Origin of the sequence: Mesorhizobium kowhaii, from assembly GCF_042431665.1 — a bacterium.
In the GTDB taxonomy this organism is placed as follows: Bacteria; Pseudomonadota; Alphaproteobacteria; order Rhizobiales; family Rhizobiaceae; genus Mesorhizobium; species Mesorhizobium kowhaii.
This window is the reverse complement of record NZ_JBHLYT010000030.1, coordinates 56,926-78,285: the sequence shown is the minus strand read 5'-3', so window position 1 is coordinate 78,285 and position 21,360 is coordinate 56,926. Positions and strand designations below refer to the sequence as shown.

Sequence of the window (21,360 nt, the reverse complement as noted above, 5' to 3'; positions counted from 1 at the left end):
AACCGTTCGAGTGTCTTCGGGTGGGGTTGGATGAGTGGCGATCCCTATTTCAGCTCGAGCAGCCGTTCCAGATAGCTGCGTTCGATGTCGGGGCTGAGCGCATTGCCGAGCCGCTTGCGGATCGCTTCCAGAATCTGGCGGGCGCGCTGCACGTCGATCTCGTCGGGCACCTTCACCGAATCGCCGAAATCGGGTCCCTGGCTGGCGCGTGGCCGGCCGAGCGGGTCACGGTCGGCGTTCTGCTGGCGGCCGCCTTCCTCGCTGCCGCCCTGATCGCCCTGCATGGCCTGCATCTGCTTCATCATGTCCTTGGCGCCTTTGCGCAGCGCTTCCAGCGCCCGGCCCTGGTGGCCGACCGCCTGATCGCCTTCGCCTTCGCCGAGCGCCTGTTCGGCATTGCCCATGGACTTGCCGGCCTCGCCAAATCCCTCATTGGGCTCCATGCCCATGCCTTCCAGCCCCTTCTTCAGCTGCTCGAGGTCGTTTTTCAGCTGGCCCTGGCCTTGCTGCAGCTGCTTCAGCGCATCGGCGAATTCCTGCGGTGTCATCGCCTTCGGCTGGGCGAGCGGATCGCGGTCCTCGCCGACACCCGGCTTGTCCTCGTCCTGGCCGCCGCCAAGCTGCTCGTCGCGGTTCTGTCCGCGCTGGCGCTCGCCGCGCTGCATCTGGTCCATGCGGAAGGTGTCGTTCATCATCTCCTGCTGGCGCCGCAGGATCTCGCCGAGCTTGTCCATCTGCTGGCGCATCTCGCTGTCCTGCTGGCCGCCTTGCTGCTGACGGCCGGCCTGGAGGTTGTTCATCATGTCCTGCAGTTGCGACAGCAATTGCTGCGCCTTGTCGCGATCGCCCGACTTCGCCAGGTTCTCGATCTGGTCCATCATGCGGTCGATATCGCTCTGGCGCAGTTCCTGGCCGTTCTGCTGCATCTGCGGTGCGTTGGGATTCTGCTTGGCGCGTTCGGCGAATTCCTGCAGGAACTGGTTCATCGCCTCGCGCAGTTCCTTCATCGCCTTTTCGATTTCCGCGTCGCTGGCGCCGTTCTTGATGGCGTCCTGCAGTGCCTGCTGCGCCTGGCGCAGGCGCTTTTCAGCGGCCGAGAGATTGCCTTCCTCGATGCCGAGCGCGATTTCCCAGAGATAGGACACTTCGCTGCGCAGTTGGTCGTCATTGACGGCCATCTTCAGCCGGCTGCGAGCACTCATGATGGCGAGGTAGTGGGACATGTTGTCGAACGTGTCCTCGGGCCGCAGCGTGATCGCGTCCATCAGGTCGAGCACGCGCGGCCTGGCGTTGGCATCGAGCGCCAGCAGGCGGCGCTGCTCGATCACCGCCCGCGCCAGCGGATTGGCGAATGGCCGCTGCGGCATAACCAGCGTCTTGGTCTCGCTCGATGCGGTGTGTCCGGCATCGTCGGTGGCAACCAGCGTCAGCTTGATGCTGCTGCCGGCCCAGACATGTTCGGTCAGGTCCTTCGACGTCCTGGCGGCATTCGACTTGCCGCCGCGGCGCGGCAGCGACAGCGGCATTTCAGGCGGACCATAGAGCGGATGCGCATCGGGCGCCTGCGGATCGGCGAGCGCGAAAACCGCCTTGGCATTGGCGGCGCCATAGTCGTCGTCGATCTGGTAGTTCAGCTCGAAGGCGCCGTTGGCCGCGCGCTTCGGCTCGCCGACGAAACGGATTTGCGGCGGCTTGTCCGGCATGACCGCGAAGGCCCAGCGGCCGAGCTGGTCCTGGCCCGACGTCAGTGTCAGGGTGCCGTCGCCGGTCAGCTTGCCGGTGAACTGGCGCACCTTGGACGGCTTCGCCGGGCTTGCTACCGGCTCGGCCGTGGCGGCGGCCTGCGGGCCGGCCGGGTCGATGGCGCGGGTATTGCCGTTTTTGTCGGCATAGGCGAGCGTTTCCTCGCCCGAGCCGCCGGTGACGCGCAGCGAGACGTCGCTGCCTTCGGGAATGGTGAAGGTCGGCGTCGTCTGGTTGGCGTCGGCGGTCAGGAAGATCGGCGGCTTGCCGGTATAGGCCGGCGGTGTCACCCAGGCATCGATGCGCGGCGGTACGGCATCGTGCACGCCGTGGGCGCTGAACCCGTCGCCAATCCTGCCGCCCGTCGGTCCGTAGGAGAAGGCAAAGGCGGTCACCAGCAGAAGTGCGGCCACCGCGCGCAGGCCCCAGCGGTCGCGCTCCGGCACGCGCGTGCGCGGCAGGTCGGCGCCAAGGCTGTCGAGCTTTCCGGCCATGCGCTTCTGGTGTTCGCGCCACAGCGCCTGCGAGAAGCTACTTTCCCGGCCGCTTGGCCGGTCGGTCTGCACCAGCACGGGGCTGTGCAGCAATTCATTGGCCGCCTCGATCCGGCGGTCGATTTCGGCGGCGCCCGGCATGCGGAAGAAACGCAGCGGATAGAGCGCGGCCAGCGCCGCCACGCCGAATGCGGCGACAAAACCGATGCGCGCCATGTCCGGCAGGCGCGAGAAGATGCCGAGCCAAGAGACGCTGAGGAACAGGCTGGCGACGATGACGAGCGGAAGCAGCAACGGCCAACCACGCTCGACCATCATCGAGATCCGCGTCGCCAGACGGCTCAAGGCTAGGCGCCTAGCCAGGCCGCGATGGCTGCTGAAGGTGGGTCGTTGCGTCATCGGCCCTTCCATGGGGTGGGCAGGATAGCCCGATCCTCACGACTCGAAGAATACCAGCAAACACGGCAAAGGCGAGGCAGTTTGAGAAAACGTGAAGCTGCCGGAATGATTGCCGTCAGAACGTGGCGGGGTTCGCGTTGGCACCACAGACCAGTATTGCGACCCTTTCATCGGGCGCTGGCGCGTACCGTCCGGACAGCACAGCCGCGAAGGCGGCGGCGCCGCCCGGTTCGGAGATGATGCGCACCCGGTTCCACAGCGCCTTCTGGGCAGCGATGATGTCGTCGTCGCTGACCAGGATCGAACGCTCGACGAAAGCCTCGGCGATCGGGAACATTATTTCGCCGACGCGCTTGGGCGCCAGCGAATCGGCGGCGATGCCCTCAGTTGGCGCGTCGACGGGGCGGCCGGCCTCGAAAGCGCGGTAAAGCGTCGGCGCCCCCTCCGGCTCGATGGCGATGATGCGGATGCGGCCGGCAAACCAGGCGGCGATGCCGCCAATCAGGCCGCCGCCGCCAACGGCGACCAGCAGCGTGTCGATCTGAGGCAGGTCGCTCTCTATTTCGAGCCCGAGCGTGCCCTGGCCGACCAGCGTCTCCTCCTGGTTGAAGGCATGGATCTGCAAGGCGCCGGTTTCCTCGGCGAAACGTTCGCTGGCCGCCAGCGCCTCGGCGTAGCGGGCGCCGCCGACGATCAGCTCGGCGCCGTAGCTGCGGATCCGCTCCAGCTTGGCCGGCGGGCTCACTTCGGGAACGAAGATGGTCGCCTTGTGGCCGAGCCGCATGGCGGCGTAGGCGACCGCGGCGCCATGGTTGCCACCCGATGCGGCGACGACGCCGGCCTTGGGAACCGTCCGCTCCAGGAGGTTGGTGAAGGCGCCGCGCGCCTTGAACGAGCCGGAATGCTGCAGGCATTCGAGCTTCAGGTCGACGGTCAGCGGCGGCCGGTCGAAGTCGGCCATGTCGACGCGCAGCACCGGCGTGTGCCGCACATAGGGCCGAATGCGCGGTTCCATCGCGGCAATGCGTTCGCGTGTGACGGTGTTGCCGTTGGTCATGGACGTCTCCTTGGGATTGACAGTAATTAGTAACTTGGCAAAATGGCTAAATGCAAGAGGTTGATGTCTTCAAGGCGATCGCCAACGAACGCAGGCTGCAGATTCTCGACTGGCTGAAGGATCCGCGCGCGCATTTCCCACGCCAAGCCGATGGCGATCTGGTCGGCGACGGCGTTTGCGCGCTGCTGATCGCAGAGAAGCTCGGCATCACGCAGGCGACGCTTAGCGAGCACATGCGCGTGCTCACCCAGGCCGGCCTGCTGCGCGCCAAGCGCATCAAGCAATGGACGTTCTACCGCCGCGACGAGGACAGGATCGCCGCCACCAGGGCGCTCATCCAGAACAGGCTGTAGCGCCGCCGTTCGGGCTTCGAGACCGGGCAGCGCCTAGAGCGGTTCATCGTTTTACGGAAACGCTGAACCGCTCTATCTGTTTGTTTTGACGCAATTCCCTAAGGGAAAGCGCTACGCGCTTTTCCTGGAATTGTTCTAAAGCGCGTCGCGTTGAACGGATTCAGGCGACGCGCTTTAGGTCTTTGTTTTATGCATGTCGTTGCCCCAAAACCGGGCCACTTTTGGGCGACATGCATTAGGCAAGCCAGTCGGGTACCGAATCCAGGCCGATCAGGTCGTCATAGGTCAGGCGCGGGCGCACGATGTGGAAACGGTCGCCGTCGACCAGCACTTCCGGCACCAGCAGGCGGGTGTTGTAGGTGCCGGCCTGCACCGCGCCATAGGCGCCGGCGGTGGAAACGGCAATCAGGGCACCGGCCTTCAGCCTGGGCAGGTCGCGGTCGAGGCCGAGATAATCGCCGGTCTCGCAGACCGGGCCGACGACATCGACCATCATGCGCGGCGTGTCGGCCGGCGGCTGCACCACCGGCCTTATGTCGTGGAAGGCATCGTAGAGCGTCGGCCGGATCAGATCGTTCATGGCGGCGTCGACGACGAGGAAATTCTTGGCGTCGCCCTCTTTTACGAAGATCACTTCGGAGACGAGGATGCCGGCATTGCCGACGATCAGCCGGCCGGGCTCGAACATCACCTTCAGCCCGAGCTTGGTGACATGCTTCCTGACGATCTGGGCATAGGCGTCGGGCAAGGGCGGCGGGTTGTTGTCGACGCGGTAGGGAATGCCGAGGCCGCCGCCGAGATCGACATGCTCGATGGCATGGCCATCGGCGCGCAGCGCGCCGACCAGATCGACAAGCAGGGCGAAGGCGTCGTCGAAAGGCTGCAGCTCGGTGATCTGGCTGCCGATGTGCGTGTCGATGCCGGTGATCTTAATGCCTGGAAGCTGTGCCGCACGGGCATAGACCTGACGCGCCCGCTGCCACGGGATGCCGAACTTGTTCTCGGCCTTGCCGGTGGAGATCTTCTTGTGGGTCTTGGCGTCGACATCGGGATTGATGCGCAGCGAGATCGGCGCCACCTTGCCAAGGGCGGTGGCACGCGCCGACAGCAGCTCGAGTTCCGGCTCGGATTCGACATTGAAACAAAGGATGCCGGCGGCAAGAGCAAAGTCCATTTCGCGCGCCGTCTTGCCGACGCCAGAAAACAGGATCTTGTTTGCCGGGATGCCGGCGGCCAGCGCCCGGCGCAATTCGCCTTCCGACACCACGTCGGCGCCGGCACCGAGCCTGGCCAGCGTCCGCAGCACCGCCTGGTTGGAATTGGCCTTCATGGCGTAGCAGACCAGCGCGTCGAGCCCGGCGAAGGCCTGGGCAAACACCCGGTAGTGCCTGGCCAGGGTGGCCGTCGAATAGCAGTAGAACGGCGTGCCGACTTGCGCGGCGATATCAGGGATCGCCACGTCCTCGGCATGCAGCACGCCGTCGCGGTAGTCGAAATGGTTCACGAGAGTGGTTCCGGAAGGTTGGAGCACGATGAGACCGGGCTTAGAAAGACGAACCCCGATGTCATCGGCACTAGATCAGCGGGTCGAGGAAGAACTTCTTGTCCTTGACCGGTTTTTCCGGCTCCGGCGGCACAGGCTGGTGCGCCTTTGAGGCATCCTTGCGCGCCTGGACGGCTGCCTCGTAGGGCGAGTCGAGAGCGCCCCTCCTGCCGCAGGCCGAGACGGCCGCAATCGCCACCAGCAGAGTCAGCGTCACCAAAATCCTGCTTCCGGTCATCGATCCATCCGTCCGAAACTTTTGCCAGCCGCCGCTTTTAGCCGAGTTCTCAGTGCATTGCACCCCGGATATTGCTGGTCGCAATATCCGGGATCACGCCTTTGCGATGCGCTTTTTCCAGCTGCGAATCTGCCTTCTGACTTCCGACGGCGCCGTGCCGCCGAAACTGGTGCGGCTCTTGACCGAGTTCTGCACCGCCAGCACCGAAAATATATCCGCCGTGATGCCGGGATTGATCGACTGCAGGTCTTCCAGCGAAAGCTTCTCCAGTCCCACCTTCTTCTCTTCGGCCAGCGCCACCGCCCGGCCGGTGATATGATGCGCCTCACGGAACGGCAGGCCGAGCGTGCGCACCAGCCAGTCGGCAAGGTCGGTGGCGGTCGCGTGGCCTGAGCCGGCGGCCTTTTTCATCGCCGCTGCGTTGACCGTCATGTCCGAGACCATGCCTGTCATCGCCGCCAGCATCAGGTCGAGCGTCTCGGCGGCATCGAACACCGATTCCTTGTCTTCCTGCATGTCCTTGCCATAGGTCAGCGGCATGCCCTTCATCACCGTCAGCAGGCCGACCAGATGGCCGGTGACGCGGCCGGTCTTGCCGCGCACCAGTTCGGCGGCGTCCGGGTTCTTCTTCTGCGGCATGATCGACGAGCCGGTGGAGAAGCTGTCCGACAGCCTGACAAAGCCGAATTGCGGCGTCGACCAGATGATGATCTCCTCGGCGAGCCGCGACAAATGCGTGGCGCAGATCGCGGCACCAGCGAGGAACTCCAGCGCGAAATCGCGATCCGAAACGCTGTCCAGCGAATTGCGCATCGGCTCGCGGAAGCCGAGTGCCTTGGCAGTTGCATGACGGTCGATCGGGAAGCTGGTGCCGGCAAGGGCTGCGGCACCGAGCGGGCTTTCGTCCATCCGTTCGATCGCGTCGCGGACCCGCGACAGGTCACGCGCAAACATCTCGACATAGGCCATGCAGTGATGGCCGAAGGTCACCGGTTGCGCCGCCTGCATATGGGTGAAGCCCGGCATCACGGTCGCCGCATACTCCTCGGCCCGCGTCAGCAGCGCCTCGATCAGCCCTTTCAACGCCTCGGCGACGCGAAAGCACTCGTCCTTGACCCACAGTCTCAGGTCGACCGCGACCTGATCGTTGCGCGAGCGGGCGGTATGCAGGCGGCCGGCCGCCGGCCCGATCAGGTCGGCGAGGCGAGCCTCGATATTCATGTGGATGTCTTCCAGCCGGGTCGAGAACTCGAATGTGCCGGCTTCGATCTCTTTCAGAATCGTGTTCAGCCCGTGAGCGATTTTTTCTTGATCGGCCGCCGAAATAATGCCCGTTTGCGCCAGCATCTCGCTATGCGCGATCGAGCCTCGGATGTCTTGCGCATAGAGTTTGCGGTCGAACGAGATCGACGCGTTGATCGCTTCCATGATCGCGGCCGGACCCGAGGCAAAACGTCCGCCCCACATCTGGTTGCTGGTCTTCTTGTCGCTCATCGCTATAACCCGTGCTTCGGAGCAGTTTTGAGAAAATGGCAGACGGTAATAGATTCTTCCCGGCCCCGCGGCTGATCCTCGCCGCTTTGGTGGCCGGCGTGCTGGCCGGCGCGGTCGCGGTATATGTCAGCGAGAGCCGGTCTGGCAACAACGCCGAGCGCCAAGCGGCCGTCGACGACAGCAAGGACGATGTCGCCTGCGCCGCCAAGGGCGACCGCGCCAAGAAGGTCGCGGCCGCAGCCACCGGCGATGTCGCGGCACTGTTGCCGGCCGATCCGCCGCAATCGTTGAAGCGCCTTGCCTTCAATGGGCCGGACGGCAAGCCGATGACGCTCGCCGACCATGCTGGAAAGACGGTGCTGCTCAATCTCTGGGCGACGTGGTGCGCGCCATGCCGCGCCGAAATGCCGGCGCTCGATGCGCTGCAGAAGGAAATGGGCAGCGACGCCTTTCAGGTGGTCGCCGTCAATGTCGATGCCGGCGATGATGTGAAGCCGAAGAAGTTCCTCAGCGAGACAGGCGTCGAGACGCTCGGCTACTACCGGGATTCGACGATGGCGGTGTTCAACGACCTCAAGACGCGCGGCCTGGCGCTTGGCCTTCCCGCCACCATGCTGATCGACGGCGAAGGCTGCCTGATCGCCCATATGAACGGCCCTGCCGAATGGTCGGGGCCGGACGCCAAGCGCCTGGTCGAGGCCGCGCTTAAGCCCGAAAGCCTGTAGAGCGGTTCATCGCTTCACGGAAACGCAGAACCGCTCTATCACTTTGTTTTGACGCAATTCCCTAAGGGAAAGCGCTACGCGCTTTTCCCGGGAAAACCGTTTCACACTTTTCCTGGAATTGCCCTAGGCTCTGTTCACACTCAGTGCAGGCGCGGGTGCGAAGGCCAGGACGCTTCTGTTGCGCTGGCCAGCAGCGTCATTGCTGACCGTGGGGGCGTCGACACCGGTCAGCTCGCTGAACTCCTCGATGAGGCCAGGCCTGCCAATATAGTAGCCCTGGCCTATCTCGCAGGCTTCGGCGTCCAGGAATTTCAGTTCGCCAAGCGTCTCGACACCCTCCGCCAAAACCGGCAGCCCGAGGCCGCGACCAAGCCCCAGAACGGCGCGCACGATTGCCGCGACCTGACCGTTCTTGTCGACGGACTTGATGAACGAGCCATCGATCTTGATCTTGTCGAAGGGAAAGGCGCGAAGGTTGGAGAGCGAGGAATAGCCGGTTCCGAAATCGTCCATGGCCACGCGCACGCCCAGTGCCTTGACCTGCCGCAAGGTCGCCAGCGCGCGCGGCATGTCCTTCACAAGCGCCGTCTCGGTGATCTCAAGTTCCAGCCTGCCCGGTGCTAGACCGGAATTCAGCAATGTTTCGTGGACCTTGCGACTGAAATTCGGATTGTGAAGCTGCACCGCCGAAACATTGACGGCCACCGTCAGCGGATTTTCCCAGCGGGCGGCTTCCTCGCAGGCCGCCGTCAGCACCCATTCACCAATCTGGCCAATGGCTCCACTGTCTTCGGCCACCGGGATGAATATGGTCGGGGGCACGTCGCCGCGCGTCGGATGCCGCCAACGGATCAGGGCTTCGAAGCCGACCATCTTTCCGCTGCTGATCTCCTTCTGCGGCTGGTAGACGAGATAGAACTCCTTGCGCGCGACAGCCTGGCGCAGTTCGTGCTCCATCACGCGCTTGTCGCGGGCCTCGGCCCCCATCGAGGCCTCGAAATAGCGGTATGTGTCCTTGCCCTCGGTCTTGGCCCGGTAGAGTGCCGTATCGGCGTGGGTTATCAGGCTGGCCTGGTTTTCGGCATCCGATGGATAAAGCGCAATGCCGATGCTGGCCGACACGAGACCACCGCCGACCGAGAGCCTGTTCTCCTCGCGCATCGCGTTCAGCACGGCGTTGGCGATGCGGCCGGCCTCCAACGGGTCGGTCAGGTTTGGGGCGATGATGGCGAATTCGTCGCCGCCCAGCCGCGCAACCATCTGTCCTTGACGAAGGATGCCGGTAACGCAATGCGCAACCTTCTGCAGCATGGCGTCGCCAGCGCCGTGCCCGTACAGGTCGTTGACCTCCTTGAAGCGGTCGAGATCGAGCAGCAGAAGCGCCAGGTGGCCGCTTTTCCTGGCCCGGCCCATCGCAGCGATTTCCATCTCGAGCCGGCCGGAAAAGCTGCGGCGATTGGCAAGTCCGGTCAATGGATCGAAATGCGCAAGGCGCAGAATTTCCTGTTCCGCCTTCTTGCGCTCGCGAATGTCGCGGACTGCAATCACGTTGTGAGGCTTGCCACAGTAGTCGATGCTCCTGCCGATCAACTCGACGGGAATGCCCGTACCATCGTGGCCCCTCAATTCGACCTCCTGCGGCTGCTCGCCGAAGCCGGGCATATCTGACCCGAAGAGGTCGCCAAGCTGCATCCCGTTCAGCGTCGCGGTTGCCATGCCCGTCAGCTTCGCCATGCTGTCGTTGGCGCTGATGATGCGGTTGCCGTCGCAGACGATCAGACCCTCCACGGCAGCATTGGCCAAACCGTGCATGCGGTCGGCCTCGAGCTTCTGGCGGCGGAAGCGCAGATCGATCCAAAGTGCCGTGCCCGAAAGAACAAGGATCACCAGGCTGGCAGCGGCCACGGCAAAGGCCTGCGAAGTGGGCTGGATCGTGTATTGCGATATCTCGATCGAGGAATCCGGGACGATCGACACCGCGCCCATCGCGATGAAATGCAAGGTGCAGATCGCCAGCGTCAACAGCACCGCGCCGCCCAGTGTCGCAGACAGCGATGGGCGACGCAGGACAACCACAAGCGCCAGCGCGGCGAGCGTTACTCCCGCCAGCAAGGAGGCCGCCACGAGCAGTAGGTTCCATTCGATCCGGCCCTGCACCTCGAATGCCGCCATGCCGATGTAGTGCATGGTGGCAATGCCACCGCCCAGAATGGCGCCACCGACGAGATGATGGTCGAGCCCGTTGCGCAACGTGGCGACCCACATGCCGGCGGCTGTCAGGACAACGGCGGCGGCAAGCGAGAGCGCCGAGAGTTCCGGATTGTATGCGTTTGGTATGCCCGGCGTGAACGCCAGCATGGCTATGAAATGCGTTGCCCAGATACCGAAGCCGGTCGATGTCGCCGCGATCATCAACCAGGCAAGCCGGTTTCGGTTTGTCGACCTGCCGACATGGTGAAGCAGGTTGACGGCAGAAAAAGAGGATATCCCGCAGATCAGCGCGGCGAGTGCGACCAGTCTCAGATCGTGTTCGTTGACGATACAATTGTAGACCGTCAGCATCTTATTTCACCTGATCTATCGGAAATAAAACAAGGCAATATGATTGATTAGCCCTTGGCCGTTGAAGGATCGATTAAGTGAGCCTGCAACCCTGGCGTGCCTCTCGGGGGCAGGGCGGCTGCGGGATCAGGCCGTCGCCCGGGCGGACGCGGTTTGAATGGGCCGGATGTGGTTCGGAGACCAGTTACCGGGCCGCAGATTGAGATCCATGAATCTTAGAGGCTCTGGCCCGTCACGCGATGCGAACCGTCACAACGAGTGCCTCGTGATCGGAACTCGGTCTGCCATCCGGCAGCACGGCCGGAAGAACGGCAGGAGCGCTCGCGACGAGGCCGCGGGTGAAGAACCAGTCGATGTGGCCGATAGGAGTGGGATCGCCGGCCTCGCGTCGCTGGGTGGGCAGGTCGAGGGTGTTGGCGGCCTTCCAGTCGTAGCCACGCCCGGCGAGGATCGCGAGCAGCGGTTCGTGTGGCTCGACATCGATCAGTCGGTCGGGCTCGGCCGCGATGCGCGCCGCCCAGGCCTGAGGATTGTCGTAGCGGTCCTCATGACTGGCGGTCAGCGTGTTGAAGTCGCCGCCAAGCAGCACCGGTGCCTGCGGATCATATTTGTCGATGGCATCAAGGAGATGGCGGGTCTGGACGGCACGGCCGGCGGGATCGGTACGGTTTTCGAGATGCACCGAGACCACCGTCACCCTGCGATTGCCGATCTGCACCTGGCCACCGATCGCCATGCGTCCGCCGATGCGCGGCTGGCCGCGCTCCGGCCGGAACCAGCCGCCGGCCGCGTCGAGCCGCACCAGGAAAGGGCGAAGCAAAGGAACCGCGCTGGTGACCGCATTGCCGTGGAAGCCTTCGGCATTGGATTCGCCGCCGGTTGCCAACCGTTCCGCCTCGTTGCCGCCGCCGAGCTCGACGAACTCGACGCCATAGGCGAAGGCATGGCCGAGCCGGTCGGCGAGCGCGCGCAGCGGATGGCCGTTGCCGGAGCGCCACATGCCTTCGTCGACCTCTGATAGCAGCACGACGTCGGGACCCTGGCCGGCAAGCGTGGCCGCGATGGCGTCGCCGTGACGCAGCCGCTCGACGTTCCAGGCCACGACGGTGAGCGTCTCGCCGGCGCTTTCGCGTGAGGCCTTGCCGCCGATCTCGACCTGACCGAGCGCGGGAATGGCGGCGGCGAGGCGCAGATGAGTGGCGCTATCGCGCGGACCGTCGCGCATGGCCTCGCGGTCGGCGATCGGCACATGTGTCAGCTGCGAGACAAGCATTTCGTTTATCCATTTTTAGCCGGTTAACTACGCGGGTCTTTACGCCACTTTTCGGCGCCCTAGGTACCTAGGGCGCCGATATGACGGTTTCATTTCATGCCGGCGCAAGCCGTCGAGGGAGGAGAGATTGGCTGTCCACAGGCCTGAAAAGGCACAACAGAACTGTCACATACTTTCTCTATGAGACGGCCCCGGGGACCTGCGCAACGATCCTTGAAACGCCACTCAACAGGGAATGAGATTCATGTCGATGATCAAAAATGGCCTGGCGGCTCTTGCCGCCGGCGCAATCAGCGTTTCCATGGCGCTGCCAGCGGCTGCCGCGCCCACCAAATTCGATTTCTGGTTCGGCCTTTCGGGCGACCTCGCACGTGTCGTCGATACGCTGTGCAAGAACTTCAACGCCTCGCAGTCCGACTATGAAGTCGTCTGCACCAGCCAGGGCAATTACGACGCCACGCTGCAGAACACGATCGCCGCCTTCCGCGCCGGCAAGCAGCCCGCCGTCGTCCAGGTCTATGATGTCGGCACCGCCACGATGATGCTTTCGGGCGCCTACAAGCCGGCCGACAAGCTGATGGAAGAAAACGGCTACAAGATCGACTACGCCGACTATTTCCCCGGCATCGCGCGCTACTACGCGACCTCCAAGGGCGAGATGCTGTCGTTCCCGTTCAATTCCTCGACGGCGCTGATGTACTGGAACAAGGACGCCTTCGCCAAGATCGGCAAGACCGAAGCCCCGAAGACCTGGGAAGATGTCGGCGCCGACCTCCAGGCGATGAAGGACGCCGGCTACGAATGCCCGATGGCGATCAACATCTCGGCCAATGAAAGCTGGCAGCTGATGGAGCAGTTCTCGGCCATCCACAACCAGCCGATCGCCACCAAGAACAATGGCTATGACGGCCTCGACGCGCGTCTGGAAGTCAACAAGACCAAGTTCGTCCAGTACGTCACCGACCTCAAGAAGTGGTATGACGCCGGCCTGATCAAGATCAAGTCGAAGGATCTCGGCCAGGACATGGTCCAGGCTTTCGCCTCGGGCACCTGCCAGGTCATCATGACCTCGGTCGGCGACCACGGCACTGTCGGCAAGACCCAGAAGGAAGGCATGAACTGGGATGTCGCCGAACTGCCGGCCTATGCCGGCACCGAGCGCAAGAATTCGCTCGTCGGCGGCGCTTCGCTCTGGGTGCTCGCGGGCAAGTCGGATGCGGAATACAAGGGCGCGGCTGCGTTCCTCAACTTCATCCACGACCCCAAGACTGCCCTGTTCTGGTCGACCAACACCGGCTACATCCCGGTGACCAAGTCGGGCTTCGACTACATGAAGTCCACTGGCTTCTACGACAAGGCGCCCTTCAAGGGCCGTGAAACCGCGATCGCCAGCCTGACCGCGTCCGAGCCGACCGAAATCACCCGCGGTATCCGGCTGGGCAACTTCACCCAGATCCGCGCCGAGTTCGGCACACAGATGCAGGCGATCTTCGCCAACAAGGTCAGCGTTCAAGAAGGCCTCGACACGCTGGTCAAGAATGGCGATGCCATCCTCGACCGCTTCCAGCAAACCTATCCGGGCAAGACCCTGCCCTGATCTCGGATCTACGCGGCCGCCCGCCGGTCTTGTCCGAGCATGATCTCTTCCACTTTTCGGGATCATGCTTGGGTCGACGGGCGGCCATTTCGTTACTAGTCTCACCTTGCTCTAAGTGGCCGTTGAGCGGCGTCGGCGGACCGATGGAAAAACGCGTTACCTTCAGCAGTTGGACGATCGGCATCCTTTTCGCGGTGCCGCAGCTCCTCTTGATCTTCACGTTCTTCTACTGGCCGGCCGGTCAGGCCGTGTACTGGTCGTTGACGCTGCAGCAGCCCTGGGGCGGCGGCAACATCTGGGTCGGGCTCGACAATTTCCGCTCGATCCTGTCCAACGCCGACTACTGGAACTCGATCACCGCCAGCCTCGTCTTTGCCGGGATCAGCACCGGGCTTGCGATGTTCATCGCACTCGTGCTCGCGGCGCTGACCGACCGGCAGCTTGCCGGCTCGCGCTTCTATCGTGTGGTGCTGATCTGGCCTTACGGCATCGCCGCGCCGGCGCTGGCAATGGCGTTCCGCTTCATCCTGGCGCCCGAAGCCGGCTTCATGGCGGTCGTCAACCAAGTCTGGCCCGGCTTCTGGGATCCGGGCCTCGACGGTGCCGACGCCATGGCGTCGATCATCGCCGCCTTCTCGTGGAAATATATCGGCTACAACTTCATCTTCTTCCTCGCCGCGTTCCAGGCCATTCCACGCTCGCTGATCGAGGCGGCGGCCATGGACGGGTCGGGCGTCGTCAGACGCTTCTGGGATATCCAGTTCCCGTTGATCACGCCGACGATTTTCTTCCTGCTGGTCATCAACATCACCGAGAGCTTCCAGGATTCCTTCGGCATCGTCGACATCATGACCTCCGGCGGGCCGGCCAACGCCACCAATCTGATGGTCTACAAGATCTATTCCGACGGCTTCAAAGGCCTCGACTACTCCGGCGCCGCCGCGCAGAGCATCATCCTGATGGTGCTCATCGTCGTGCTGACAATCTTCCAGTTCCGCTTCATCGAGCGGCGCGTGCACTATCGGTGAGGCTGGCATGGTAGAGCGGACCCCGATCCTCAATTTCGTCACGCATGTGATCCTGTTTCTCGGCTTCCTGATGGCCGTCGCGCCCTTCGTGATCGTCGCCATCGCCTCGTCGCATAATCTGAAGGACGTCAACGACGTGCCGATGTCGCTGCTGCCGGGCAGCGACTTCTGGCTCAACATCAAGACGGCGTGGACGACGGCCGATCTCGGCCCCAAGCTTTTGAACAGCTTCATCATGGCGACCGGCGTCGCCGCCGGCAAAGTGATCATTTCGGCGCTCACCGCCTTCTCGATCGTCTATTTCCGCTATCCCGGCCGCACCTTCATCTTCTGGCTGATCTTCATCACGCTGATGCTGCCGCTGGAAGTGCGCATCGTGCCGACCTACGCGGTCGTCGCCAACGTGCTGTCGCCCTATCAGACGATCCTGGATTTGACCGGTCTGAGCTGGCTCATCGAGAAAGTCTCGGGCGTCCAGGTCTCGCTCAGCCTTGGGCTGCTCAACTCCTATTCCGGACTGATCCTGCCGCTGATTGCGACGGCAACCGGCACCTTCCTCTACCGGCAGTTCTTCCTGACGGTCCCGGACGAACTGACCGAGGCAGCGCGGATGGACGGCGCCGGTGCACTGCGCTTCTTCATCGACGTCCTTTTGCCGCTGTCGCGCACCAACATGGCGGCGCTTGGAACCATCATGTTTTTGTATGCATGGAACCAGTATCTGTGGCCGCTGCTCATCACCACCGATCAGTCGCATGCAACGGCGGTCACCGAGTTGAAGCAGCTCATCCCCAATGTCGGCGGTATTCCCGAATGGAACATCGCCATGGCCGGCACGCTTATCGTCATGCTGCCGCCACTGATCGTCATCGTGGCCATGCAGCGCTGGTTCGTGCGTGGCCTGATCGCCACCGAGAAATAACAAGGAGACGGCCGATGGCCTCCATCACCATTCGCGACGTCAAGAAGAGCTATGCCAAGTCGCAGGTCGTGCACGGCGTCGACCTCGACATCGCCTCGGGCGAATTTGTCGTCATTCTCGGGCCTTCCGGCTGCGGCAAGTCCACGCTACTCAGGATGATCGCTGGGCTGGAAGAGATTTCCGGCGGCGAGATCGCGATCGATGGCACCGTCGTCAACAAGCTGGAGCCACGCGAGCGCGGCTGCGCCATGGTGTTCCAGAATTATGCGCTCTATCCGCATATGAGCGTGGCGCAGAACATCGGCTATTCGCTCAAGGTGGCCGGTGTTCCGGCCGCCGAGCGCACGCGGCGCATCCAGGCGGTTGCCCGCACGCTGGAGCTCGAACATCTGCTCGACCGCAAGCCGATGGCGCTCTCCGGCGGACAGAGGCAGCGCGTCGCCATGGGCCGCGCCATGATCCGCGAACCCAAGGTGTTCCTGTTCGACGAACCGCTGTCCAATCTCGATGCCAAGCTGCGCGTCCAGATGCGCTCGGAAATCCGCAAGCTGCATCGCCGCCTGAACGCGACCTCGGTGTTCGTCACGCATGATCAGGTCGAGGCGATGACGCTGGCCGACCGGCTGGTGGTGATGAATGGCGGACGTGTCGAACAGGTCGGCACGCCGGGTGAAATCTACAACCGTCCGGCCAGCCGCTTCGTCGCCACTTTCGTCGGCGCGCCGGCGATGAACATTCTTGAAGGCACGGTCGAACTCGATGGGATTTCGCTGCTTGGCGGCAGCCGGCGCCTTGCCGTTCAACGCGCCGGTCTGGCGGTCGGTGCGCAGGTGGCCGTCGGCATCCGGCCGGAAGCCGTCCGCCTGGTGGCGCCTGGCACGGCAGGCGCGCTCGACGCAACCGTCGACCTCGTCGAGGAACTGGGCGCTGGACGGGTCATCTATGTCGATCTCGACGGCGCGTCGTTCTCCGTCATGACCTCGGAGGCCGTCCACCCCGAACCGGGCAGCACCGTCGGTCTGCGGTTTTTGCTCGATGATATGCATTTCTTCTCGTCACAGACGGGGACCCGTCTCGAGGTCTTCAAGGCTTCCGTGCCGGAGCCGGCAGTCTGATTTCTGAAGGCAGCCGCTATCGCCGATGATGGAGCAGGCGCCACCGGCAATCCGAAGAAACGGTCGTGCGATGAAAATTATCCAGGTCACCGATGTCCATCTTGGCCGGCAAGGCGAGCGCCGCTATGGCGTCGACCTGCACCAGCGATTGGCTTCCTGCATCGCGCACATCAATGCGCATCACGCCGACGCGGCGCTTTGCGTCTTAACCGGCGACCTGACCGAGACCGGAGCGCCCGAGAGCTATGCCGATCTCAGGACGGCCCTGAACGCGCTGTCGGTGCCCTGGCGGCTGCTACCGGGCAATCACGACCGGCGAGCCAATCTTGCCGCGGCGTTTCCTGAAATTCCGGTCGATGAGAACGGCTTCGTGCAGTCGGCTCATCAAATGGCCGACGAGGTGCTGCTGTTCCTCGACAGCCTGGCGGAAGGACGCATCGAAGGCGAATTGTGCGAAAGGCGGCTTGCCTGGCTCGACGCTCGGCTCGAAGAGATAGCCGGCAGGCCCGCCTATGTCTTCATGCACCATCCGCCGGTCGCGCTCGGCCTGCCGCAGCTCGATCCGCTGGCGCTTGAGCAGCCCGAACGGTTCCTTGGGCTGCTGCGGCGCCATGGCAACGTCCGCCACATCTTCTTCGGTCACGTCCATCGCGACATTGCCGGCACGGTCGCCGGCATTCCGTTCTCGGCGCAGCGCGGCCTGCACGGAAGGTTCGAGCTCGCCCTCGACAGATCGAGCGAGATCGTCGAGCAGGCGCCACCCTCCTACGCGGTCATCCTCGTCGACAGCGCCAACGGGCGCGTGGTCGTGCATGGCTGCGATTTTCTCGAGCAATGGCCGATCTATTCCGGCGAAACCGGCGAACGCATCACGGCGTGAGCTGGCTACGCCGCGTTGAGGCGCAGTGTCGCAAAGCCTTCAGCCGTTCAGGCGAAGACATGTGCCATTCCCGATACGGTGAGCCTGACGATCTCGCCAACGGCAGGCGCGTCCATGCCCGGTTTGCGCAGGATCAGGGGCGTGTTGCCGATCGCGGCTGCGTCGGGCGGATCGGCACTGTTCAACAGCCGCACCGCGACCGTGCACATCGAGCCGGCGAATTCGGACTCCGTCACTTCGCCGAACAGCATATCAGGGGTGCCCGACATGCCTTCGCGCGATGTTCTCTTCAAGGCAATCTGCTCGGGCCGCAGCATGATGCGGGCAACATCGCGGCTGTCTGATGTATCGACGGCGATGCGGCCGAGCGGAGAATTGGCGAAGCCGCCCGATATCTTTGCCGGCAGGATTATGGCGTCGCCGAGGAACTCGGCGATCATCCTGTCCTTCGGCTTGAGATAGAGCTCGCGCGGCGTACCGACCTGCGAGAACTTGCCGTCGCGCATCACCGCCACCTGGCTGGCGAAGGACAGCGCTTCGGCCTGGTCGTGCGTCACCAGGATGGTGGTGATGCCGGCCGCCTCCAGAAGCTCGGCCACGGCCTTGCGCATCGAGGCGCGCAGGCCGGTATCCAAGGCCGAGAACGGCTCGTCGAGAAGCATCAGCCGCGGCTTCATCGCCATGGCGCGGGCCAGCGCCACGCGCTGCTGCTGGCCGCCGGAGAGCTCGTGCGGGCGGCGTTTGAGGATCGCCTTGTCGAGCCCGACGATATAGGCGAGTTCGACGATGCGCTCGGCGCGCTTGTCCTCGCCGCGACCCATGCCGAAACCGATATTGTCGCCAATGGTCAGATGCGGGAACAGGGCGCCGTCCTGCGCCACCACGCCGATGCCTCGTCGATGCGCCGGCACCGCACTGCCGTCCTTGGCCAGCACCTCGCCGTCGAGCGTGATGCGGCCCTGGTCCGGCGCCTCGAAGCCGGCGATCAGCCGCAGCAAGGTCGTCTTGCCACAGCCGGACGGACCGACGATCGCCGTGCGGCTGCCGCTGATGACGCTCAGATCGACGCCGGCAAGTGCCGCCACCGGGCCGTAATGCTTGTGCAGGCCGCTGATTTCGAGAAAGCTCATCGTCCGGCCATCCGTTTCGACTGGACATAGAGCAGCCAGGTCAAGGGAAGCGACATCGCCACCATGATGAAGGCGTAAGGTGCCGCCGAGGCATAATCAATCTCGCCGCTGTAGGACCAGAACGCCATCGCCAGCGTGCGGGTGCCGTTCGGCGCCAGCATCTGGGTGGCGGTCAGTTCGTTCATGATGCCGAGCGCCACCAGCGCCATGCCGGCCGCGGCACCTGGCGCCGACAGGCGGATCGTCGTCGACCACAGCGCCTGCAGCGGCGGCCGGCCGAGACTGGAAGCAGCGCGTTCGAGTTCGACCGGCGCCTGCGCGATCGATGCGCGCAGGCTGACCAGCGCGCGCGGCAGGAACATCAGCGCATAGGCAACCAGGATGGTGAACAGCGTCTGGTAGAGGGGCAGGGCGATGCGCACGGTGATGGTGACCAGCGCCAGGGCAATGACGACCCCCGGCAACGAGCCGACGATGTAGTTGCAGCCCTCCAGCAGGCGCTGCAGCGGCCCCGGTGCGCGGATCGAGATCCAGGCCATCGGCATGGCGGCGACAGTGGCGAGCAGCGCGCCGGCAATCGCCAGGAACAGCGTCTGGCCGAGCGCCAGGCCGATCTCGTCGAAGCGCCAGACAGCGGCGCCGCCGGCGGCAAGCCAGCCGCCGATGGTGACGAACGGCACGCCAAGCGCCAGCAGCGTGGTGACGACAAACAAGGCCAGGCTCGGAATGGTGGCGCGTCCAAGGCGCGTGCGCTGCTGATACCGTGCGGCACCGGAGCCAACGCGCGCATAGCGCTCCTCGCCGCGCACCAGCACTTCGAGGCCGAGCAGCACGAAACAGCAGCTCACCAGCACGCCGGCCAGCATGTTGGCGGCCGGGCCGTTGAAGGTCGACTGGAACTGGTCGACGATCGCCGTGGTGAAGGTGTCGAAGCGGATGAAGACATAGAGGCCATACTCGGCCAGCAGATGCAGCCCGACCAGCAGCGAGCCACCGCAGATGGCAAGCCGCAATTGCGGCACCACCACGCGCCAGAACACGCGCCATGGTCCAAGGCCGAGTGCTGCCGCGGCGTCCTCGAGGGCGGGATCGAGACGGCGCAGGGCCGCCGACACCGGCAGATAGAGGAACGGGAAATAGGCAATGACGGAAACCAGCACGCCGGCCCACAGGCCGTGGAGCCTGGGCACCATGGTGATCCAGGCGTAGCTGTGCACGAAAGCCGGAATGGCGAGCGGCGCCACACACAGCCAGGCCCAGAGCCTGGCGCCAGGCAGATCGCTGCGCTCGGTCAGCCAGGCCAGCGCCACCGACAGCACGATGGCGATCGGCACGGTCAGCAACACCAGCAGGACAGTGTTGACCAGAAGCTCGCCGACACGCGGCCGGAAGACCAGTGCCGAGACGGTTTCCCAGCCGGTCTGCACCGCGACCCAGATGATGAAGGCAAGCGGCAGCAGCGCCAGCAGCGAAACGAAGATGGCGGCGACAACCAGCCAGGATGCCGCACGTCGCCGAGCCCTTCGGCCTGTGCCCGCAGGCAGGCCCGAGCGCGCGAGATCGACCGCAGACTGCATCAGGTCAGACGCCGTGCCGGTGCCGTCCAGCGGCAGCAGTTGAAGGACCGCAATTGCGGTCGGGAACACAGCGTGTCGTCATAGACGAATGCCATCTCGAAAAACAAAATCACTCCCGCGGAAGGCCAATTCCCGCGGGAGCGTGGTTGGTTGTCCTTTTAGGAGGAATGGCAACTAAAGCAAGCCGGCTGCCGTCATCAGGTCGGTGACTTTCTTGGAGTTCAGCGTCGTGGCATCGACCTTGGGTGCCTGCAGATCGGCCAGCGGCACCAGCTTCGGATTGGACTCGGTTCCCTTGCCGACCGCGTATTCGAAGGAATCGCCAGTCTTCAAGATCTCCTGGCCGCCCTTGCCGGTCACCCACTTGAGGAATGCCTGGGCTTCCTTCTGATGCTTGCTCGAGGCCAGCACGCCGCCGCCAGAGATCGAGACGAACGCGCCCGGATCCTGGTTCTTGAAATAGTAAAGGTCGACATTCTTGCTGTTTTCGCCGGTCTTGGCCTGATCGCCGAAATAGTAATAGTGGTAGATCACACCGCCTTCGATCTCACCGGCATTGACCGCCTTCATCACCGTGCTGTTGCCCTTGTATGCGGTGAAATTCGTCTTCATCGCCTTCAGCCAGTCCGCCGTTGCGGCCTCGCCCTTGAGCTGCAGCAGCGCGCTGACGATGGCCTGGAAATCGGCGCCCGACGGCGAGGCGGCCCAACGGCCCTTCCAGCTCGGATCGGCGAGATCCAGCATCGACTTGGGCAGCTGGTCGACCGTTAGCTTGGTCTTGTTGTAGGCAAAGACGGTGCTGCGTGCGGCGACGCCGACCCATTTGCCGCTGGCCGGCTGATAGTCGCTGGGGACCTGCGCCAGCGTGTCGGCGTCGACCGGAGCGAACAGGCCGGCATTTTCGACCAGCACCATGGCTGGCGAGTTTTCGGTCAGGAACACGTCGGCCGGCGAGGCAGCACCTTCGGCGACGATCTGGTTGGAGAAGTCGCTGTCGCCGCCATTGCGGACAGTGACCTTGATGCCGGTTTCCCGGGTGAAGCCTTCGGCCCACGCCTTGGTCAGGTTTTCGTGCTGAGCGTTGTAGACAATGATGCCATCATCTGCCGCCATCGCCGGCCCGGCGATCAGGCTGATTGCCAGCGCGGTGGCGCCGATGAGGGTGGAAAGAGTATATTTCATGGCATTGTCCTCGATCTCGGGGGTCTTGCGTCTGTCACGGCTGCACCT

General features: G+C 63.9%; 17 protein-coding genes. 7 read left to right on the top strand and 10 right to left on the bottom strand.

Translation table 11 applies throughout. The annotated features are described in order from the left end of the window. Positions 1-44: 44 nt before the first annotated feature. Entirely contained in the window at positions 45-2,636 is a 2,592-nt protein-coding gene (locus ACFFNA_RS17780; RefSeq protein WP_378920302.1) for a TIGR02302 family protein, read from the bottom strand. Between the two features lie 115 nt (positions 2,637-2,751). Then, positions 2,752-3,693 carry a threonine/serine dehydratase gene (locus ACFFNA_RS17775; protein ID WP_378920300.1) on the bottom strand — a complete coding sequence of 314 codons (942 nt, stop codon included), beginning with the start codon at positions 3,691-3,693 and terminating at the stop codon, positions 2,752-2,754. A 50-nt stretch (positions 3,694-3,743) separates the two neighbouring features. Here ACFFNA_RS17775 and ACFFNA_RS17770 point away from each other — a divergent pair, with 50 nt between their 5' ends. After that, positions 3,744-4,046 (top strand): ArsR/SmtB family transcription factor, encoded by a 303-nt coding sequence (locus ACFFNA_RS17770; protein ID WP_378920298.1) that lies wholly within the window; start codon positions 3,744-3,746, stop codon positions 4,044-4,046. Positions 4,047-4,281: 235 nt separating this feature from the next. Here the strand turns inward: ACFFNA_RS17770 and lysA are convergent, their stop codons facing one another. The 3 genes from lysA to argH form a co-directional block, all read right to left on the bottom strand. Then, the gene (gene lysA, locus ACFFNA_RS17765; RefSeq protein WP_378920296.1) at positions 4,282-5,550 is read right to left on the bottom strand and encodes a diaminopimelate decarboxylase; all 1,269 of its coding nucleotides are present in this window, start codon (positions 5,548-5,550) and stop codon (positions 4,282-4,284) included. 70 nt (positions 5,551-5,620) lie between these two features. After that, positions 5,621-5,827: a lipoprotein gene (locus tag ACFFNA_RS17760; RefSeq protein WP_111544266.1), complete on the bottom strand. Its 207-nt coding sequence runs from the start codon at positions 5,825-5,827 to the stop codon at positions 5,621-5,623. A 93-nt stretch (positions 5,828-5,920) separates the two neighbouring features. Continuing rightward, on the bottom strand, positions 5,921-7,321 hold the full coding sequence (gene argH, locus ACFFNA_RS17755) for an argininosuccinate lyase (RefSeq protein WP_378920295.1): 1,401 nt from the start codon (positions 7,319-7,321) through the stop codon (positions 5,921-5,923). Between the two features lie 35 nt (positions 7,322-7,356). Between argH and tlpA the strand changes: the two genes are divergently transcribed. After that, on the top strand, positions 7,357-8,046 hold the full coding sequence (gene tlpA / locus ACFFNA_RS17750; RefSeq protein WP_378920293.1) for a thiol:disulfide interchange protein TlpA: 690 nt from the start codon (positions 7,357-7,359) through the stop codon (positions 8,044-8,046). A gap of 123 nt (positions 8,047-8,169) precedes the next feature. Here tlpA and ACFFNA_RS17745 read toward each other — a convergent pair whose 3' ends face one another. Next, positions 8,170-10,608 carry an EAL domain-containing protein gene (locus tag ACFFNA_RS17745; RefSeq protein WP_378920291.1) on the bottom strand — a complete coding sequence of 813 codons (2,439 nt, stop codon included), beginning with the start codon at positions 10,606-10,608 and terminating at the stop codon, positions 8,170-8,172. A gap of 232 nt (positions 10,609-10,840) precedes the next feature. Beyond that, positions 10,841-11,881, bottom strand: coding sequence for an endonuclease/exonuclease/phosphatase family protein (locus ACFFNA_RS17740; protein ID WP_378920289.1), 1,041 nt, complete (start codon positions 11,879-11,881; stop codon positions 10,841-10,843). A gap of 244 nt (positions 11,882-12,125) precedes the next feature. Between ACFFNA_RS17740 and ACFFNA_RS17735 the strand changes: the two genes are divergently transcribed. The 5 genes from ACFFNA_RS17735 to ACFFNA_RS17715 all read left to right on the top strand — a co-directional run bounded on the left by ACFFNA_RS17735 (position 12,126) and on the right by ACFFNA_RS17715 (position 17,423). Next, on the top strand, positions 12,126-13,478 hold the full coding sequence (locus tag ACFFNA_RS17735) for an extracellular solute-binding protein (RefSeq protein ID WP_378920287.1): 1,353 nt from the start codon (positions 12,126-12,128) through the stop codon (positions 13,476-13,478). A gap of 143 nt (positions 13,479-13,621) precedes the next feature. Further along, a complete protein-coding gene (locus tag ACFFNA_RS17730) occupies positions 13,622-14,506 on the top strand; it encodes a carbohydrate ABC transporter permease (RefSeq protein WP_378920285.1) in 885 nt (294 codons plus the stop codon). Positions 14,507-14,513: 7 nt separating this feature from the next. Further along, positions 14,514-15,428, top strand: a complete 915-nt coding sequence (locus ACFFNA_RS17725) for an ABC transporter permease subunit (RefSeq protein ID WP_111544261.1) — start codon at positions 14,514-14,516, stop codon at positions 15,426-15,428. A gap of 14 nt (positions 15,429-15,442) precedes the next feature. After that, complete coding sequence (locus tag ACFFNA_RS17720; protein WP_378920283.1) at positions 15,443-16,543, top strand: sn-glycerol-3-phosphate import ATP-binding protein UgpC; 1,101 nt, start codon at positions 15,443-15,445, stop codon at positions 16,541-16,543. 70 nt (positions 16,544-16,613) lie between these two features. Further along, positions 16,614-17,423 (top strand): phosphodiesterase, encoded by an 810-nt coding sequence (locus tag ACFFNA_RS17715; RefSeq protein WP_378920281.1) that lies wholly within the window; start codon positions 16,614-16,616, stop codon positions 17,421-17,423. 47 nt (positions 17,424-17,470) lie between these two features. On the opposite strand, the gene ACFFNA_RS17710 is transcribed toward ACFFNA_RS17715, so the two are convergent. From ACFFNA_RS17710 to ACFFNA_RS17700, 3 genes are all read right to left on the bottom strand, one after another. After that, a complete protein-coding gene (locus ACFFNA_RS17710; protein WP_378920279.1) occupies positions 17,471-18,553 on the bottom strand; it encodes an ABC transporter ATP-binding protein in 1,083 nt (360 codons plus the stop codon). Continuing rightward, on the bottom strand, positions 18,550-20,130 hold the full coding sequence (locus tag ACFFNA_RS17705) for an ABC transporter permease (protein WP_378920598.1): 1,581 nt from the start codon (positions 20,128-20,130) through the stop codon (positions 18,550-18,552). The genes ACFFNA_RS17710 and ACFFNA_RS17705 overlap by 4 nt, the downstream gene beginning before the upstream one ends. Positions 20,131-20,304: 174 nt before the next feature. Then, positions 20,305-21,312, bottom strand: a complete 1,008-nt coding sequence (locus tag ACFFNA_RS17700; protein WP_378920277.1) for an iron ABC transporter substrate-binding protein — start codon at positions 21,310-21,312, stop codon at positions 20,305-20,307. Between the last annotated feature and the right edge of the window lie 48 nt (positions 21,313-21,360).

Excerpts from the sequence above, each read along its gene's own strand:
- ACFFNA_RS17760 (WP_111544266.1), bottom strand. The coding sequence starts at position 5,827 with ATGACCGGAAGCAGGATTTTGGTGACGCTGACTCTGCTGGTGGCGATT.
- argH (WP_378920295.1), bottom strand. The coding sequence starts at position 7,321 with ATGAGCGACAAGAAGACCAGCAACCAGATGTGGGGCGGACGTTTTGCC.
- tlpA (WP_378920293.1), top strand. The coding sequence starts at position 7,357 with ATGGCAGACGGTAATAGATTCTTCCCGGCCCCGCGGCTGATCCTCGCC.
- ACFFNA_RS17775 (WP_378920300.1), bottom strand. The coding sequence starts at position 3,693 with ATGACCAACGGCAACACCGTCACACGCGAACGCATTGCCGCGATGGAA.
- ACFFNA_RS17710 (WP_378920279.1), bottom strand. The coding sequence starts at position 18,553 with ATGAGCTTTCTCGAAATCAGCGGCCTGCACAAGCATTACGGCCCGGTG.
- ACFFNA_RS17705 (WP_378920598.1), bottom strand. The coding sequence starts at position 20,130 with ATGCAGTCTGCGGTCGATCTCGCGCGCTCGGGCCTGCCTGCGGGCACA.
- ACFFNA_RS17700 (WP_378920277.1), bottom strand. The coding sequence starts at position 21,312 with ATGAAATATACTCTTTCCACCCTCATCGGCGCCACCGCGCTGGCAATC.
- ACFFNA_RS17730 (WP_378920285.1), top strand. The coding sequence starts at position 13,622 with ATGGAAAAACGCGTTACCTTCAGCAGTTGGACGATCGGCATCCTTTTC.
- ACFFNA_RS17770 (WP_378920298.1), top strand. The coding sequence starts at position 3,744 with ATGCAAGAGGTTGATGTCTTCAAGGCGATCGCCAACGAACGCAGGCTG.
- ACFFNA_RS17720 (WP_378920283.1), top strand. The coding sequence starts at position 15,443 with ATGGCCTCCATCACCATTCGCGACGTCAAGAAGAGCTATGCCAAGTCG.
- ACFFNA_RS17735 (WP_378920287.1), top strand. The coding sequence starts at position 12,126 with ATGTCGATGATCAAAAATGGCCTGGCGGCTCTTGCCGCCGGCGCAATC.
- ACFFNA_RS17715 (WP_378920281.1), top strand. The coding sequence starts at position 16,614 with ATGAAAATTATCCAGGTCACCGATGTCCATCTTGGCCGGCAAGGCGAG.
- ACFFNA_RS17780 (WP_378920302.1), bottom strand. The coding sequence starts at position 2,636 with ATGACGCAACGACCCACCTTCAGCAGCCATCGCGGCCTGGCTAGGCGC.
- ACFFNA_RS17740 (WP_378920289.1), bottom strand. The coding sequence starts at position 11,881 with ATGCTTGTCTCGCAGCTGACACATGTGCCGATCGCCGACCGCGAGGCC.
- ACFFNA_RS17745 (WP_378920291.1), bottom strand. The coding sequence starts at position 10,608 with ATGCTGACGGTCTACAATTGTATCGTCAACGAACACGATCTGAGACTG.
- ACFFNA_RS17725 (WP_111544261.1), top strand. The coding sequence starts at position 14,514 with ATGGTAGAGCGGACCCCGATCCTCAATTTCGTCACGCATGTGATCCTG.